The sequence below is a fragment of the Streptomyces sp. NPDC001816 genome (assembly GCF_042892235.1).
GTDB lineage: Bacteria > Actinomycetota > Actinomycetes > Streptomycetales > Streptomycetaceae > Streptomyces.
In genome coordinates this window covers 21213-38692 of the sequence record NZ_JBIATY010000008.1, presented here as the reverse complement: position 1 = coordinate 38692, position 17480 = coordinate 21213, and the positions used below count along the sequence as shown (strand labels likewise).

Genomic DNA, 17480 nt, shown 5'->3' with positions numbered 1-17480 from the left:
ACAGCGTACGGCCGTGCGGGTGCCGTAAGCGGGCCGGGGATGCGCCATGTCACCCCGGCCCGTTGCCGTTCACTCCGGTCTCTTCCGGCGGGACCACCAGCTTCTCCTCTGCGAAGTGACACGCCGAGTCGTGGGCGGCGGGGCCGGTCGTGCCGCGGAACGCCTCGGGGACCGCCAGGAGCGGGACCTCCAGGGTGCAGCGTTCCTGGGCCTTCCAGCAGCGGGTGCGGAAGCGGCAGCCCGAGGGGATCTTCGTCGGGGACGGGACGTCGCCGGTGAGGATGATCCGCTCGCGGTGGTCGCGGGCGTCGGGGTCGGGGACCGGGACGGCGGAGAGGAGCGCCTGGGTGTAGGGGTGGGTGGGGTGGTCGTAGATCTCGGCGTCCGTGCCGATCTCCACGATGCGGCCCAGGTACATGACCCCGACCCGGTCCGAGATGTGCCGGACGATCGACAGGTCGTGCGCGATGAAGACGTAGGAGAGGTCGAACTCCGACTGGAGGCGGTCCAGCAGGTTGAGCACCTGGGCCTGGACCGAGACGTCCAGGGCGGAGACCGGCTCGTCGGCGACGATCACCTCGGGGCGCAGGGCCAGCCCCCGGGCGATGCCGATGCGTTGGCGCTGGCCGCCGGAGAACTGGTGCGGGTAGCGGTTGATGTACTCGGGGTTGAGGCCGACCACGTCCAGCAGCTCCTGCACCCTGCGGCGGCGGTCGCCCTTGGGGGCGGCTTCCGGGTGGATCTCGTACGGCTCCCCGATGATGTCCCCGACCGTCATCCGCGGGTTGAGGGAGGTGTACGGGTCCTGGAAGACCATCTGGATGTTGCGGCGCACCGCCTTCAGGGCCCGGCCGGACAGCCTGGTGATGTCCTCGCCCTTGAACCTGATCGAGCCGGCCGTCGGCCGCTCCAGGCTGCACAGCAGCTTCGCCACCGTCGACTTGCCGCAGCCCGACTCCCCGACGATGCCGAGGGTCTCGCCCTTGGCGAGGGCGAAGTCGACGCCGTCGACCGCCTTCACCGCTCCGACCTGCTTCTTGAACAGGATTCCCCGCATCAGCGGGTAGTACTTGACGAGGCCGCTGACCTCCAGGATCGGCTCAGCCATGCAGGCACTCCCTCCAGAAGTGGCAGGCGCTGCCGCGCTCCTCGGAGACCTCGTAGAGCGGGGGTACGTCGGTGCGGCAGACGTCCTGGGCCATCGGGCAGCGGGGGTGGAAGGCGCAGCCGGGCGGGATGTCCATGAGGTTCGGCGGCAGGCCCTTGATGGCGTACAGCTCCTGCCCCTTCTGGTCCAGGCGCGGGATGGAGTCCAGCAGGCCGCGGGTGTAGGGGTGGGCGGGCGCCTTGTAGATGTCGTGGACGGGGGCGGACTCGACGATCTTGCCCGCGTACATCACGGCGATCCGGTCGGCCACGTCCGCGACGACGCCCAGGTCGTGCGTGATCAGGATCAGGCCCATGTGGTACTCGCGCTGCAACTCCGCGAGCAGGTCCATGACCTGGGCCTGGACGGTGACGTCGAGGGCGGTGGTGGGCTCGTCGGCGATGATGAGGGCCGGCTCAAGGGCGAGGGCCATCGCGATCATGATGCGCTGGCGCATACCGCCGGAGAACTGGTGCGGGTAGTCCCTGACCCGCTCCTCGGCGGCCGGGATGCGCACCCGGTCCATCAGCTCGACGGCCTTGGCCCGCGCGTCCTTCTTCGACATCCCCCGGTGCACCACGAACATCTCGCCGAGCTGGTCGCCCACGGACAGCACGGGGTTGAGCGCCGACAGCGCGTCCTGGAAGATCATCGCCATTCCGGCGCCCCGGATCCTGCGCCGCTCCTCCTCCTTCAGCTTCAGCACGTCCTTGCCCTGGAAGAGGATCTCGCCCCCGGTGATCCGCCCCGGCGGCATGTCGAGGATGCCCATGACGGCCTGCGCGGTGACCGACTTGCCGGAGCCGGACTCACCGAGCACGGCGAGCGTCTCCCCCGCGTCCACGCCGTAGCTGACGCCGTTGACGGCCTTGGCGACCCCGTCCCGGGTCCGGAACTCCACATGCAGGTCACGGACTTCCAGCAGCACGGCCACTCACCTCAGCTTCGGGTCCAGGGCGTCGCGTACCGCGTCGCCGAGCATGATGAAGGCCAGGACCGTGAGGGCGAGGGCTCCCGAGGGCCAGAGCAGGGCGTGCGGGGCGTTGCGGATGTACGGGGAGGCGGCAGAGATGTCGATGCCCCAGGACACGTTCGGTGGCTTCAGTCCGACGCCGAGGTACGACAGGGTCGCCTCCAGCGTGATGTACGTGCCGAGCGCGATGGTCGCCACGACGATCACCGGCGCGACCGCGTTGGGCGCGATGTGCCGCATCAGGATGCGGGAGTTGGAGGCGCCGAGGGAGCGGGCGGCCTGGACGTAGTCGTTCTGCTTGGCGGTGATGACCGAGCCGCGCGCGATACGGGCGATCTGCGGCCAGCCCAGCAGCACCATGAACCCGATGACCGGCCAGACCGTGTTGCTGGTCACCACGGAGAGCAGGACGAGACCGCCGAGGACGACGGGGATGGCGAAGAAGACGTCGGTGACCCGGGACAGCACCGAGTCGCCGAGGCCGCCGTAGAAACCCGCGAGCGCGCCGAGCACCGACCCGAGCACGGCGACGCCCAGCGTGGCACACACGCCCACCGTGACGGACGTACGGGCGCCGTAGACGGTCCGTGTGTAGACGTTGCAGCCCTGGCCGTCGTACCCGAAGGGGGCTCCCGGCTGTGACCCCTGCTGGGCCTTGGACAGGTTGCAGGCGAGGGGGCTGCCGGAGACGATCGCCGAGGGCCACAGGGAGATGAAGACCAGGAAGAGGATCACCAGCCCCGAGACGATGAAGACGGGGTTGCGGCGCAGGTCGCGCCAGGCGTCGGACCAGAGGCTGCGGGGTTTGCCGGCTGGTCCCGTGCCTTCGGGTCCCCCGGGGGTCTTCTCCAGCGTCTCCGCCTCGCTCGCCGCCAGGTCCATCCCGCCGCCCGCGCCGGTGGGCGCGATCGCGCGATCGGGGTCGTACGGCTGCTCAGGCATAGCGGATCCTCGGGTCGAGTACGGCGTAGAGCAGGTCGACGAGCAGGTTGGCGATGAGGAAGACCAGGACCAGGATCGTCACGAAGCCGACCACGGTCTGGGTGTTCTGCCGGACGATGCCCTGGTAGAGCTGGTAGCCGACGCCGTGGATGTTGAAGATCCGCTCGGTGAGGATCGCGCCGCCCATCAGAGCGCCGATGTCGGCGCCGATGAAGGTGACGACGGGGATGAGCGAGTTGCGCAGCAGGTGCCGGGTGACGACGCGGTGCCTGGGCAGGCCTTTCGCGATGGCCGTACGGACGTAGTCGGACCGCTTGTTCTCCGCGACGGACGTGCGGGTCAGCCGGGTGACGTAGGCGAGGGAGACGGAGGCGAGGACGAGGCCGGGCACGATCAGCTCGTCGAAGGGGGCCTCCGGAGAGACGGACGGCTGGATCCAGCCCCACTGGACGCCGAGGAGGAGCTGGAGCAGCAGGCCGGTGACGAAGACCGGCACGGAGATGACGACCAGGGTGCCGAGGAGAACGCCCGTGTCGAGGGGCCGCCCGCGGCGCAGGCCCGAGAACACGCCCAGGGTGATCCCGATGACGATCTCGAAGAGGATCGCGACGATCGTCAGCCGGATGGTCGGCGGGAACGCCGTCGCCATCAGCTCGGTGACGGGCTGGCCGTTGAAGGCGGTGCCGAAGTCGCCGGTGAAGATGTGCCCCATGTACGTGAGGTACTGCTGCGGGAAGACCGGCTTGTCGAGCCCGTACTCCTTCCTGAGCTGGGCGGCCGTCGCCGGGTCGCAGGCCCGCTCGCCGCACAGCCCGGCGATGGGGTCGCCCATCACGTTCACCATCAGGAAGATCAGCAGGGTGGCCCCGACGAAGACCGGGATCATCTGCAGCAGCCGCCGGACGACATAGCGCCCCATGGCGGCTCAGCCGACCTTGATCTCGTTGTAGACGGGGACGCTGAACGGGTTGAGGGCCACGTTGGACAGCCGCGGGGAGTAGCCCGCGCTGCCGTTCTGGTACCAGAGCGGGATGGCGGCCATGTTGTCCCGGACGACCTCCTCGGCCTGCTGGAAGGTGGAGACGGCCTTGGCGGCGTCCGTCTGGGCGTTGGCCTGGTCGACGAGCTGGTCGAAGTCCTTGTTGGACCACTTGCCGTCGTTGGAGGAGGCGTTGGTGTAGTAGAGCGGCTGGAGGAAGTTCTGGATGAGCGGGTAGTCCATCTGCCAGCCCGCCCGGAACGGGCCGCTCATCTTGTGCTGACCGATCTGGTTGCGGAAGTCGGCGAAGGTGCCGACGGGGTTGCCCACGCAGGCCTTCTCGTTGCCGAGCGCGTTGTTGATGGAGTTGCACACGGCGTCGATCCACTCCTTGTGGGAGCCCGCGTCCGCGTTGTACGTGATCCTGACCTGGCCGCCGGGGAGCCCGCCGCCCTCCTGGATCAGCTTCTTGGCCTCGGCGGGGTCGTACTCGCAGGCCTTGCCGCACAGGCCGTCCTGGAAGCCGCCGGCCGTGCCGAGGACCGGGGAGGTCCAGTCGGTGGCCGGGGTGCGGGTCTTCTGGAAGATCGTGTCGGTGATCTGCTTGCGGTCGATCGCCATGGACAGACCGGTGCGGACCTTCTCCGAGCCCGCCTTGTTCCAGGCCGGGTCGTAGTACGGGAAGGCGAGGGTCTGGATGATGCCAGCGGGTGTGTTGATGTACCGGCCGCTCAGGTCGCTCTTGACGTTCTTCAGCTGCGCGGCGGGGATGTCGTCGACGAGGTCGAGGTTGCCGGCCATCAGGTCGGTGTAGGCGGTGTTGTTGTCGGTGTAGACCTTCAGGGTCACACCGGCGTTCTGGGCCTTGTCCGGGCCCGGGTAGCCGTCCCACTTCTTCAGAGCCATCTGCGCGCCCTTCGTGTAGGACTCGATGGCGTAGGGCCCGTTGCCGACCGGCTTGCTCAGCCAGGCCGAGTGGTCGGTGAAGAACGACTGCGGCAGCGGGGCGAAGGCCACGTAGCCGAGGGTGTCCGGGAAGCCGGAGAACTTCTGGTTGAGCTTGACGGTGAAGGTGTGGTCGTCCACGACCTTCAGACCCGAAAGGGTGTCGGCGCTCTGCGACCCGCTCTCGGGGTGGACCTTGTCGTAGCCCTCGATGTAGCCGAAGAAGTAGGCGTTCTTCTGGTTGTTCTTCAGGCTCGCGCCGTAGTTCCAGGCGTCCACGAAGGACTTGGCGGTCACCTTCTCGCCGTTGGAGAAGGTCCAGCCGTCCTTCACCTTGATGGTGAAGTTCTGCGAGTCCGTGGTGTCGATGCTCTCGGCGAGCATGTTCTCGGCCTGGGCGGTCTTCGGGTTGTACCGCTTCAGGCCCCGGAAGACCATGTCGAGGACCTTGCCGCCCTGCACCTCGTTGGTGTTGGAGGGCTCCAGCGGGTTCTGCGGGTCGCCCCAGGAGGAGCTGAGCACCCCGGCGGCGGTGCCGCCACCGGTGTCCGCGCCGCCCCCGCAGGCCGCCGCGGCGAGCGCCACCGCCACCGCGCCGGCGGCCCGTCCGGCGTGCCTGGCTCCGCGCATGGGGTACCTCCTCGTGGTCACCTACCGGCAAATATCACATCAAAAGGTGCACCGCGCACACGTTACCTGCCCCTTTGGGTGAGCACCCGTCAGGCGGAGGACAGCGAGCACGACAGAATCGTGGAAACGCTTACCGTTCGGCCGGGCCAGCGGGCAGACTCCCGGCATGGTGGATCGCGCTTTCCGTGACGTCGAACTCGCCGCGCTGTACGAGAGGTTGAACCCATGGGGCCCCGGTGACGACTTCTACCTGGAACTGGTCATGGCGGCCGGATCGGTCCTGGACCTCGGCTGCGGTACGGGCCGGCTGCTGCGCGCCGCCCGGGAGGCCGGGCACCGGGGACGGCTCACCGGCATGGATCCGGCGGCCGCCATGCTCGTGCAGGCGCGGCGGGCGGAGCCGGACCTCGAATGGGTGCTCGGGGACTTCACGACGCACCGGTGGGAGGGGGCGTTCGACCTGGTCGTGATGACCGGTCACGCCTTCCAGGAACTCCTCGGGGACGAGCAGGTGCGCAGCACGCTGCGCGGGGCGTGCCGGGCGCTGGCCGACGGCGGCCGGTTCGTCTTCGAGACCCGGAATCCGGCCGCGCGGGCCTGGGAGCGCTGGACCCCGGACCGGGTGCATGAGTTCACCGACGGGGACGGCGCCCCCGTGCGCGTGTGGCACGAGGCCGATCCGGACCTCGTCGGGGACCGGATGACGTTCACCGAGACCTACGCCGGGGCGCGCTGGGAGCGGCCGCAGGTGTGCCGGAGCACCCTGCGGTTCCTGGACGCCGACGCGCTGGACGGCTTCCTCGGCGAGGCCGAACTGGCCGTCGCCGAGCGCTACGGGGACTGGGGGCGGGGGCCGTTGGCCCCCGCCCCCAGTCCCGAGATCATCACCGTGGCCAGGGCCGCGGATCAGTCCTCGGAGGCGTGCTCCTCCAGCGACTTCAGCGCCGGGTCGAGGACGACGTCCTCGTCGCGCTGAGTGGTCGGCTCCTCCGGGAAGTGGCAGGCCGTCAGGTGGCCGTCCCGGTTCCCGGAGAGCTGGACCAGCGGCGGCTCCTCGCTCGCGCACTTGTCCTGGGCCTTCCAGCAGCGGGTGCGGAAGCGGCAGCCGGACGGCGGGGAGATCGGCGAGGGGACGTCACCGGAGAGCCGGATCCGCTCGCGGTCCTCGTCCTCGACCCCGACCTCGGGGACGGCCGACAGCAGGGCGTGCGTGTACGGGTGGCGGGGCCGGTTGTAGATCGCCTCCCGGTCGCCGACCTCGACCACCTTGCCGAGGTACATCACCGCGACGCGCTGCGAGAAGTGCCGCACGATGGCGAGGTCGTGGGCGATGAACAGGAACGCGATGCCCAGTTCCTTCTGGACCTCCTGGAGCAGGTTCACCACCTGCGCCTGGATGGACACGTCCAGCGCGGAGACCGGCTCGTCCGCCACGATCAGCTTCGGGTTCAGCGCCAGGGCGCGGGCGACGCCGATGCGCTGACGCTGGCCGCCGGAGAACTCGTGCGGGAAGCGGTTGTAGTGCTCCGGGTTCAGGCCGACGAGCTCCAGCAGCTCCCGGACCTTCTTCTCCCGGCCGCCCTCCGGCTCGATCCCGTTGACCTCCATCGGCGACTTGATGATCGTGCCGACGGTCTGGCGCGGGTTCAGCGAGGAGTACGGGTCCTGGAAGATCATCTGGATCTCGGACCGCACGGGCGCCAGCTGGCGGCGCGAGGCGTGGGTGATGTCCTGCCCGGCGTAGCTGATGCTGCCGGCGGTCGGCTCCAGCAGGCGGGTGATGAGCCGGCCCGTGGTCGACTTGCCGCAGCCGGACTCGCCGACCAGACCGACGCTCTCGCCGACGCCGACCGTCAGGTCGATGCCGTCGACGGCCTGCACCGCGCCGACCTTCCGCTTGATCGGGAAGCCGCCGTAGATCGGGAAGTGCTTGGTCAGTCCCTTGACCTCGAGGAGGGTCTCCGACGAGGTCGTGGTGGAGCCCTGCTGTTCGGGGAGGGTGAGGTTGTCGCTCATGTCTCGGTGCTCCCTAGCGCAGCCGGGGCTGGATCTGGTCGATGAAGATGGTCTGCTTCTGCTCAGCCGTGAGGTGGCACGCGGCGGCGCGTCCCTCGCCCAGCACGGGACGCGTGTCCGAGCAGAGGCCGCCCTGCACCTCGTCCTTGAACGCGCAGCGCGGGTGGAAGCGGCAGCCCGAGGGCGGGTTGAGCAGCGAGGGCGGGGCGCCGGGGATCGGCGTCAGCTTCTCGTGCAGGTCGCCGTCCAGGCGCGGCATCGAGCTGAGCAGACCCCAGGTGTAGGGGTGCTTCGGCTCGTGCAGCACCTCGCGGACGCTGCCGCGCTCCACGGCCCGGCCCGCGTACATCACCAGCAGGTCGTCGGCCATGTGGGAGATGACGCCCAGGTCGTGGGTGATGAAGATGATCGCGGAGCCGAACTCCTGCTGCAGGTCCTTGAGCAGGTCCAGGATCTGCGCCTGCACGGTCACGTCGAGCGCGGTGGTCGGCTCGTCGGCGATCAGCAGGTCGGGGTCGCACATCAGCGCCATGGCGATCATCGCGCGCTGGCGCATACCGCCGGAGAACTGGTGCGGGTAGTCGTCGAAGCGGACCTTGGGCTGCGGGATGCCGACCTTCTCCAGCATCTGGATGGCCCGGTCCTTCGCCTCCTTCTTGGAGGCGCCGCGGTGCTTCATGAACGGCTCGGACAGCTGGCGGCCAACCGTGTAGAACGGCGACAGCGCGGTCAGCGGGTCCTGGAAGATCATCGCCATCTTGTTGCCGCGGAGCTGCTCCAGCTCCTTCTCCTTGGCGGTGACGAGTTCCTTGCCGTCAAGGATGATCTCGCCGTCGACCTTCGAGGTGCGGGGGTTGTGCAGGCCCAGGATCGTCAGGTTGGTGACGGACTTTCCGGAGCCGGACTCGCCGACGATGCCCAGGGTCTTGCCGCGCTCGACGTCGAAGGAGAGGCCGTCGACCGCCTTGACGATGCCGTCCTCGGTGGAGAACTGCACCTTCAGATCGCGCACCGAGAGGAAGCTCTCCGCACCGGTCGGGGCCGGAGTGCCCTCGGTCTTGGTCAGTGTGGTCACGGTGGTTCGTTCTTCCTAGGAGAGCCGGACGCGCGGGTCGATCCAGGCGTACGCGATGTCGGTGAGGATGTTGAAGAGCAGGATGAAGAAGGCACCGAACAACATGACGCCCATGGTCAGCGGGAGGTCCTTGTGGACCGCGCCGTCCACGGCGAGCCGGCCGATCCCCTGGAGGGAGAAGGTCAGCTCCGTGACGACGGCACCGCCGAGCATGCTGCTGAGGTCGATACCGAGCACGGTGACGATCGGGATCATCGAGCCGCGCCAGGCGTAACGGAAGAAGACGTACTTGCGCGACATGCCCTTCGCGCGGGCGGTGCGGACGTGCTCCTCGGCGAGCTGCTCGATCATCGAGGAACGTGCCATACGGGTGTACTGAGCGGTGAAGATGGTGGCCATCACCAGGGTGGGCAGCAGCAACCCCGTGAACCAGCCCCACGGATCCTGGGTGATCGGCACGTACTTGGGGTTGTCCATCCAGCCCGTGCTGTACACGAAGATGATCAGGACGATCGGACCCAGGAAGTAGATCTGGAACGAGCTGAGCACCATGGACACGCCCGTGGCGAGCTTGTCCACCATTGAGCCTTGCCGGAAGGCGGCGACCATACCGGCGCCCACACCGAGCACGAGGAAGACGACCGCACCGCCGATGGTGAGGGTCAGGGTCGTCGGGAAGCGGTCCAGGATGGTGCCCCAGACCATGTCGCCCGAGTAGAACGACTGCCCGAGGCACGGGGCGCTGCAGTGTCCGGTCGGGAAGTCACGGCCCATCACGATGCCGGACATGAAGTCCCAGAACTGCTGGACGATGGGCAGGTTGAGACCGAGGGCCTGGCGGATGTCCTCCAGTCTCTGAGGAGAGCAGTCCTTGCCACAGGCCAGAGAGGCGTAATCGGAAGGCGCGGCGACGAACAGGAAGAACGTCGCGGCGGAGATGAGGAACAGGGTGACCAGGGCACCGACCGTGCGCCGGATAATGAACTGAAGCATGGCGGGAGGGCTGCTCTCTGCGGAGACGAGTGGGAGGTTTCACGGAGGTGCGGGGACGCGCTCCGCCTGGTGCGCGTCCCCGCGATCAGCCGTAGAGAGTTACGACTTCTTCAGGAACAGGTGGTTGATGTCGATGAGGCTGGACACCGAACCGTAGCGGGCGCCGCCCACGTTGGACCCGGAGAGCTGGAACTGCTTGGTGTACCACAGCGGGGCCGCCGGGAGGACCTTCTCCAGCAGGTAGTGCTGGGCTTCCTTCCAGGTCTTCGCGGCCTCGGTCGGCTGCTGGGTCAGCGCCTTCTTGATCAGGGCGTCGACCTTGGGGTCCTTGACGTGCGAGTAGTTCGGCGCACCGTCGGCGACCTGGGTGCCATCGTAGACCGGGGTGACGACGGTGGACGGAGCCGGCCAGTCCTGGCCCCAACCCGTGATGTACATGTCGTACGGGTTGTCCAGCTTGCCGATCTGCTCGTAGTAGCTCGCGGAGTCGACCTCCTTGGAGACGACGTCGAAGCCGACCTTGGTCAGGGCGTCCTCGATGGCGACCTTGCGCTTCTGACCGTTCTCGGTGTTGCCGTAGGCGAAGACGACCTTCTTCTCGGACGCCGGGACGCCCTTGAGGAGCTCCTTGGCCTTGGCGATGTTGCCCTGCGGCGTCTGCAGACGGCCGTACGGGTCGTACTTGGCCTCGTAGCCCGGCAGCGTCGGGGCGAAGTAGTTCGGGGCCACGTCACCGCCGTAGACACCGCCCTCACCGGCGATGAGCGACTTGGAGTTCACCGCGTAGGCGATGGCCTGACGCACCTTGAGGTTCTTGACGCGGTCCAGGTTGAAGCTCAGCTGCATCACGTAGGGCTGGTAGCCCTTGACCGTGCGCTTGTTGACGGACGGGGTCTTGATGACGTCCTGGATCTGCGTGGCCTCGACGCCGCCGGTGAGCTGGATGGCGTTCTTGTCGTCGCCCTGGTCGGCGATCAGACGCTTGGTCTGGGTCGACTCGGTGACGCCGAACTCGAAGTTGAAGCCGTCCACGTACTGGTGGCGCACGGAGTCGGACTTCGGGTCCCAGTTGGTGTTCTTGACGAGCACCAGGGACTTGCCGCTCTTGTACGACTGGATCTTGTACGGGCCGGTGGCGACCGGGGCCTTGTCGTACTTCTCCTTGGTGTCGTCCTTCGTCGGGACGATGGCGTAGCCGGCCATGGCCAGGGTCTGCGGCAGGTCCGGACGCGGCTGGTCGAAGTGGAAGACGACCGTCTTGTCGTCCGGGGTGTCCAGGACCGACTTCGGCAGGTGCTTCTTGCCGAAGCCGCCGTCCGGCAGCGCCTTGCGGTAGTCGGCGCCGCTCAGCCAGGTCTGCAGGTAGGTCGGTCCGTCGAAGATGAACTTCGCGTACAGACGCTCGACGGTGTGGCGGACGTCGGCGGACGTGATGGCGTTGCCCTTGGCGTCCTTGATGCCGTCCTTGAGGGTGAACGTCCAGGTCTTGCCGCCGTCCGACGACTTGCCGGAGTCGGTCGCGAGGTCACCCGCGACCGAGATGTTGCCCTTGTCGTCCTCCTGGAACTGGGTCAGGCGACGGAAGAGCAGGTTGGCGACCTGGCCGGCGTCGGAGACGTAGGTCTGGCCCGGGTCCAGGTGCGAGAGGCCCGCCTCCTGGTAGACCGTGATGGTGCCGCCGCTCTGGGCACCGGCGATCTCCGCGGCCGGACCGGTTGAGCCGGCAGCGTCGACGTACTTGACCGCCTTCGACTGGACCGAAGCTTCCTTCTGGTCCTTCTTGGAGTTCGCGCCGGTGTTGGTGCCCTTGTTCTCGGAGCACCCGGTGAGCGCGAGGGAGCCGGCCGCGATGGCGACGACGATGGCCTGCGCTCTGCGCGAGCTGAACGACTTCATGAGGCGAATGCACCTACCTGTCGGTTGTTATCCATGAGTACTGCCTGACGCGGCTGGTAGGCCGACTCGGGGGTGGCAGTCATCCCCCCTCCAGCGGACGAACTACCGCCCGGACTTGGGGTCGAACGCGTCCCGCACCGAGTCTCCGAGGAGGTTGAAGGCCAGGACGAAGATCACCAGTGCCACACCCGGGAAGAAGATGAAGGACGGGTCCTGCTCCGCGTACTGGGCGCCCCGGGCGAACAGTCGCCCCCAGTCCGGCGTCGGTTCGACGAAGCCGACACCCGCGAAGGAGAGGAAGGCAATGGTGAGGATGGTGCTGGGCAGCGTGTACGTGAACTGCACCAGGATGGGCGTCACCACGTTCGGCAGGATCTCCTTGCGGACGATCCGCCAGGGCGAGGCCCCGGAGACCTTGGCGGCCTCCACGAACTCGCGCTCACGCAGGGACAGCACGGTCGAGCGAACCAGGCGGGCCATACCCATCCAGCCGAGCACCCACAGCACGATCAGCATCGCGACCGCCCGGAAGTAGGTCGGCGTCGACTCCCGCGGGTCCACGAAGAATGCGGTCACCACGGGCATGAAGGCAATGAAGAAGAGCTGCTGCGGGAAGGCGAGGAAGAAGTCGGTGGCCCGGCCGATCCAGTAGTCGGTCCTGCCGCCGAAGTAGCCGCCGATCAGGCCAAGGATGATGCCCGTGACCATCATCAGGACGGTCACGCCGATCGCCATGAACAGCGAGGTGCGCATGCCGTACACCAGCATCGCGAAGATGTCGCGGCCGTACTGCGGCTCGACGCCGAACCAGTGCGTTCCGGACAGACCGCCGAAGTAACCGAGCGGCAGACCGAAGTCGTCGAGGACGGGGGTGTCCTGGTACGTGGGGTCCTGCCCGTACAGCGTGTACGGGTCCGTCCCGCTGATCTTCGTCAGGAGCGGCGCAGCCAGCGCGACGACGAAGTAGAAAATCACTATCGCGGCGCAGATGACACCGGTACGGTCACGCTTGAAGCGCTGCCACATCAACTGGCCGGGAGAGCGACCCTCGAGCTTCTTCTCGTCCTTCGCAGGCGCAGGCTTCGACTCGAGTTCGGGCTCCAAGGCAACCGACGGCCCGGAGCCTTCAGCCTTGGCTGGACTGGTCATGTGTGTTCTTCCCCCGGGGGGTTGGAGAGTTGAGCGCAGCGCAGATACCGGAGAGTTCTGCGGTTTGGGGGAACTTTCGCCAATGTGTTCAACGCGCGTCAAGGGCGGACGACATAGGGATCTCCCTACCGTCAATATTTTGAGCAAAAATTGCAAAGATCGACACCTATGCGCGCTTGACACGAACGGGGACAGACCGGCAAATCGGACACTCTGTCATATTTTTTTGTTTTACATGTCCGAAACGTGACGCGCGCTGCTCCGGTATCCGAACACTCGCCCCCTCCAGGGCGCGTGAGCACGCCGAAAGCCCGGCCCTCCGGTAGGCGGAGGACCGGGTCTTACGGGGGTGTCAGAAGGCGTCAGCCGTGCTTGGCGCGGCTCGCGGCGCGGGCGCGCTCGCGGGCGTCCAGGTTCACCTTGCGGATGCGGACCGCCTCCGGGGTGACCTCCACGCACTCGTCGTCGCGGCAGAACTCCAGCGACTGCTCCAGGGAGAGCTTGCGCGGCGGGACGATCGACTCGGCCACGTCGGCCGTGGACGACCGCATGTTGGTGAGCTTCTTCTCCTTGGTGATGTTGACGTCCATGTCGTCGGAGCGGGAGTTCTCACCGACGATCATGCCCTCGTACACCTCGGTGCCCGGCTCCGTGAAGAGCACGCCGCGCTCCTGGAGGTTCGTCATCGCGAACGCGGTGACTGCGCCGGCGCGGTCGGCGACCAGCGAGCCGTTGTTACGGGTCTGCAGCGTGCCGAACCACGGCTCGTGGCCCTCGTGGATCGAGTGGCCGATGCCCGTGCCGCGGGTCTGGGTCAGGAACTCGGTGCGGAAGCCGATCAGACCGCGGGAGGGCACCACGAACTCCATGCGCACCCAGCCGGAGCCGTGGTTGGACATGTTGTCCATACGGCCCTTGCGGACGCCCATGAGCTGCGTGACCGCGCCCATGTGCTCCTCGGGCACGTCGATCGTCATGCGCTCGACGGGCTCGTAGACCTTGCCGTCGACGTCCTTGGTGACGACCTGGGGCTTGCCGATGGTCAGCTCGAAGCCCTCGCGGCGCATCTGCTCGACCAGGATGGCGAGCGCCAGCTCACCACGGCCCTGGACCTCCCAGGCGTCGGGACGCTCGGTCTCCAGGACGCGGAGGGAGACGTTACCGATCAGCTCGCGGTCCAGGCGGTCCTTGACCTGGCGGGCGGTGACCTTGCGGTCCTTGACGGCCGACTTCGCGTCGGCGCCCTTGCCGGTGCCGCCGCGGCCGACCAGCGGGGAGGTGTTGGTGCCGATGACCATGGAGATCGCGGGCTCGTCGACCGTGATCAGCGGGAGCGGGACCGGGTTCTCCGTGTCGGCGAGGGTCTCGCCGATCATGATGTCCGGGATACCGGCGACGGCGCAGATGTCACCGGGGCCGGCCATCTCCGCCGGCTTGCGGGTGAGCGCCTCGGTCATCATCAGCTCGGAGATGCGGACGTTGCTGACCGAGCCGTCGCGCTTGATCCAGGCGACCGTCTGGCCCTTGCGCAGCTCGCCCTGCTCGACGCGGAGCAGCGCGATACGGCCGAGGAAGTTGTCGGCGTCCAGGTTGGTGACGTGGGCCTGGAGCGGGGCGGCCTCGTCGTAGGTCGGGGCCGGGATGTGCTCCAGGATCGTGGAGAAGAACGGCTCCAGGCTGTCGCTGTCGGCCGGGACCGTGCCGTCGTCCGGCTTGGTCAGCGAGGCGACGCCGTCACGGCCGCAGGCGTAGACGATCGGGAACTCGATCTGGTCCTCGTCCGCGTCCAGGTCGAGGAAGAGGTCGTAGGTCTCGTTGACGACCTCGTCGATGCGGGAGTCCGGGCGGTCCGTCTTGTTGATGCACAGGATGACGGGCAGGCGCTGCTGCAGGGCCTTGCGCAGCACGAAGCGGGTCTGCGGCAGCGGGCCCTCGGAGGCGTCCACCAGCAGCACGACGCCGTCCACCATCGACAGACCGCGCTCGACCTCGCCACCGAAGTCGGCGTGGCCGGGGGTGTCGATGATGTTGATGGTGATCGGGTCCCCGCCGTCCTTCGGGTGGTACTTGACCGCCGTGTTCTTGGCGAGGATCGTGATGCCCTTCTCACGCTCCAGGTCGTTCGAGTCCATGACCCGGTCGTCGACCTGGTCGAGCTGGTGGGCGGCGAACGCGCCGGCCTGCTTCAGCATGCCGTCGACGATGGTGGTCTTGCCGTGGTCGACGTGGGCGACGATGGCGACGTTGCGGATGTCGTGGCGCGTGGCCATATTGCGACGTACTCCCGGAGTGTGAGGAAGGCCCCTGTGCGTACGTCCGTGTGACGCGGGCCCTGCCGGGCTTGACATGCCACGGCCTCACCCCATGTTACGTGGCCCTGAGGGGGTCGGCCTCCTCAGGGCCGTGGCGGTCTCAGCTGCCGGACGGGCTCGGTGAGACCTTGGCGCCCTTTTTCAGGAAGCCCATGTCCTCGTAGACGGGTGTCTGGAACCCGAACGCACCCGCGTTGACCAGGTTCTTCCGGGCTCCGACCAGCTGCGGGCGCTGGTAGAGCGGGATAGAGCCGGCGGCCGCCCAGATCCGGGAGTCCGCCTTGCGAATCAGGTCCCGCGCCTCGTCCTCGTCCAGCGTCGAGGCGGCCTGGTCGAAGAGCTGGTCGACCTGGTCGGTGCCGACCCGGGTGAAGTTCTGCTCGACGTTCACCGAGCCGTCGGCGGCCGGGACCGGCTTGGCGTAGATCGGCCGGGCGTCGGTCGCGGGGAAGGCGGAGGACGGCCAGGAGTACAGGGCGAGGTCGTAGTCGCCCGCGGCGACGTGGTCCTTGAAGTAGCTCTCGTCCGAGACCTTGGTGATCGTGGTGCGGATGCCGACCTTGTCGAGCATCGCCGCGATCCGCGCTGCGACGGAGTTCAGGGTCTCGGAGCCGGGCCCCGAAGGGAGCACGAAGCGCAGGGCGAGGGCCTTGCCGTCCTTGGCCAGCGGCGCGGTGACGGCGCCGGCCGGGGCCGCGGTGCCCTTCGGGGCGTAGGCGCCGGGGGCGCCGCCCTGCCCGCCGTTGTACTGCTTGCCGTCCTGCGAGAGGTGCTTGCCGCCCTCGTCGCCCTTCTCGCCCTTCTCGCTCTTCTCGCCCTTCTCCTCGGCCGACTCGTGGTGCTTGCCCTTGTCGTCGCTGCCCTTGTCGTCGCTGCCCTTGTTGTCCTCGCCGACGATGTACTGGCCGTCGTCGCCGCCGTCGGACTCCTCCGCCTTCTTCTTCTCGGCCTCGGCCTTCTTCTTCTCGGCCTCGGCGCCGGCCGCCTTCTCGGTCTTCTTCTGCTCCTTGACCGGTCCGCCGAGCACCCAGCCGGCGTCCGCGAGCAGCGCCGCGGCCTCCTTGGTGTCCACGCCGCCCAGGGCGCCGCTGTTGTCGACGTAGTCGGCCTGCCCGGACAGGGCGAGGTGGCTGCCGACCGGGACGGCGGGCAGGCCGAGCGGGGTCAGCACGAGCTTGGCCAGTTCCTCGCGGTCGATCGCGCGGGCGATGGCCTGGCGGACCCGCTCGTCCGTGAGGGGGCCCGAGGCGCCGTTGAGGGCGAGCTGGGTGTAGGCGGGCTCCAGCGACTTGCGCACGTCGAAGGCGTGCAGCTGCTCCTGCTCCTCCAGGTACCGGGTGATGGCCTTGCGCAGTTTCTTCTGGCCCGCCTTGACCGCGTCGGAGTCGAGGCCGTGCGCGAGGGCCCAGGAGCGCAGCTTCTTGGCGGAGGTCTTGCCGGCGCCCTGCAGCGGGGTGCCGGTGCCCCCCTGGCGGGAGGCGAGGTTGATCCGCTCGGCCTCGGCCGAATCGATGTCGGCGAGGTCCACGGTTCCGTCGGCGAGCGCCGCCGCCCGCTTGTCGCGGTCCACGGCGTGCAGCACGATCTCGTTCAGCTTGGCGGGCTTGCCCCACCAGCGCGGGTTGCGGGTGAGGACGACGTCCTTGGTGGCGGTGTCGACCTTCTCGACCTTGAAGGGGCCCGCGGTGACGTCCAGCTTGCGGCGGGCGCCGTCGTTGAAGGCGTCCGGGGTTCCCATGACGTCCTTCGGGTACAGCGGGGAGAACAGCGACTTCCAGTCGGCGAAGGGGCGGGAGAAGGTGACCCGGACCTGGAGGTCGTTCGCGCCGCGCTCGATCTTCTCGATGCGGTCGTAGCCGGCGTTGCGGGCGGTCCAGTAGGCGCTGTCCTTTCCGGACAGGGCGCGCCACTGGGCGACGAAGTCGGCGGCGCCGATCTCCCGGCCGTCGCTCCAGACGGCCTGCTGGTTCAGCTTGTACAGCACGACCTGGCGCGGCTCGGTCTCGATGACCTTGGCGGACTCCAGATAGGCGGGGTTGGCCACCGGACGCCCGGTGGCGTCGAGGCGGAACATCGACGGCAGCACGGCCTGGGCGACCCGGGTGGTGCCCGCGTCGGCGTCCGCCTGGAACGTGTTCAGGGTCTCCGGTACGGCGTCCACGGCCCACTTCAGGGTGCCGCCCTCGGCCACCTGGTCACGGGCGACGAGGTCGATGTCCTGCCCGGCCAGGGGACGGCTCGGCTCCTCGTCGGAGCCGCAGCCGGCGAGCAGGGACGCCGCGAGGGCCCCCGCGGTCAGGAAGGCGGCCGAGCGCAGGACCGCGCGGATTCCGACGCCGTCGTGGGACATCTCTGCTACCTCCGGGAAGCCGAGGGCGTTATGATCACTTTTGGCCGTATATGGAGCTGATCAGATCTATGCG

At 68.2% G+C, this 17480-nt stretch carries 13 protein-coding genes; 1 reads left to right on the top strand and 12 read right to left on the bottom strand.

The genetic code is table 11. The features are described 5' to 3' along the window. Positions 1-49 precede the first annotated feature (49 nt). The 5 genes from ACFYZZ_RS27325 to ACFYZZ_RS27305 are packed head-to-tail and all read right to left on the bottom strand — an operon-like array spanning position 50 to position 5616. Complete coding sequence (locus ACFYZZ_RS27325; protein ID WP_389181098.1) at positions 50-1108, bottom strand: ABC transporter ATP-binding protein; 1059 nt, start codon at positions 1106-1108, stop codon at positions 50-52. Continuing rightward, positions 1101-2075: an ABC transporter ATP-binding protein gene (locus ACFYZZ_RS27320; protein WP_389181095.1), complete on the bottom strand. Its 975-nt coding sequence runs from the start codon at positions 2073-2075 to the stop codon at positions 1101-1103. Before ACFYZZ_RS27320 ends, ACFYZZ_RS27325 begins: the two co-directional genes overlap by 8 nt. A 6-nt stretch (positions 2076-2081) precedes the next feature. Continuing rightward, positions 2082-3062, bottom strand: coding sequence for an ABC transporter permease (locus tag ACFYZZ_RS27315; protein ID WP_389181093.1), 981 nt, complete (start codon positions 3060-3062; stop codon positions 2082-2084). Next, positions 3055-3981, bottom strand: coding sequence for an ABC transporter permease (locus tag ACFYZZ_RS27310; protein WP_145884445.1), 927 nt, complete (start codon positions 3979-3981; stop codon positions 3055-3057). The genes ACFYZZ_RS27315 and ACFYZZ_RS27310 overlap by 8 nt, the downstream gene beginning before the upstream one ends. Before the next feature lie 6 nt (positions 3982-3987). Next, positions 3988-5616 carry an ABC transporter substrate-binding protein gene (locus ACFYZZ_RS27305; RefSeq protein ID WP_389181090.1) on the bottom strand — a complete coding sequence of 543 codons (1629 nt, stop codon included), beginning with the start codon at positions 5614-5616 and terminating at the stop codon, positions 3988-3990. Between the two features lie 166 nt (positions 5617-5782). Here ACFYZZ_RS27305 and ACFYZZ_RS27300 point away from each other — a divergent pair, with 166 nt between their 5' ends. Next, positions 5783-6592, top strand: a complete 810-nt coding sequence (locus ACFYZZ_RS27300; RefSeq protein ID WP_389181087.1) for a class I SAM-dependent methyltransferase — start codon at positions 5783-5785, stop codon at positions 6590-6592. Here the strand turns inward: ACFYZZ_RS27300 and ACFYZZ_RS27295 are convergent. From ACFYZZ_RS27295 to ACFYZZ_RS27265, 7 genes are all read right to left on the bottom strand, one after another. Then, positions 6523-7632, bottom strand: coding sequence for an ABC transporter ATP-binding protein (locus tag ACFYZZ_RS27295; protein WP_389181085.1), 1110 nt, complete (start codon positions 7630-7632; stop codon positions 6523-6525). The genes ACFYZZ_RS27300 and ACFYZZ_RS27295 overlap by 70 nt on opposite strands. Before the next feature lie 13 nt (positions 7633-7645). Next, a complete protein-coding gene (locus ACFYZZ_RS27290) occupies positions 7646-8707 on the bottom strand; it encodes an ABC transporter ATP-binding protein (protein ID WP_389181082.1) in 1062 nt (353 codons plus the stop codon). 15 nt (positions 8708-8722) lie between these two features. After that, positions 8723-9700, bottom strand: a complete 978-nt coding sequence (locus ACFYZZ_RS27285) for an ABC transporter permease (RefSeq protein ID WP_389181080.1) — start codon at positions 9698-9700, stop codon at positions 8723-8725. A gap of 99 nt (positions 9701-9799) precedes the next feature. Further along, entirely contained in the window at positions 9800-11596 is a 1797-nt protein-coding gene (locus ACFYZZ_RS27280) for an ABC transporter substrate-binding protein (RefSeq protein WP_389181077.1), read from the bottom strand. 102 nt (positions 11597-11698) lie between these two features. Next, positions 11699-12745 (bottom strand): ABC transporter permease, encoded by a 1047-nt coding sequence (locus tag ACFYZZ_RS27275; protein ID WP_389181074.1) that lies wholly within the window; start codon positions 12743-12745, stop codon positions 11699-11701. Positions 12746-13107: 362 nt separating this feature from the next. Beyond that, on the bottom strand, positions 13108-15015 hold the full coding sequence (typA, locus tag ACFYZZ_RS27270; protein ID WP_389181071.1) for a translational GTPase TypA: 1908 nt from the start codon (positions 15013-15015) through the stop codon (positions 13108-13110). 142 nt (positions 15016-15157) lie between these two features. Beyond that, positions 15158-17407 (bottom strand): ABC transporter family substrate-binding protein, encoded by a 2250-nt coding sequence (locus ACFYZZ_RS27265; RefSeq protein ID WP_389181068.1) that lies wholly within the window; start codon positions 17405-17407, stop codon positions 15158-15160. Between the last annotated feature and the right edge of the window lie 73 nt (positions 17408-17480).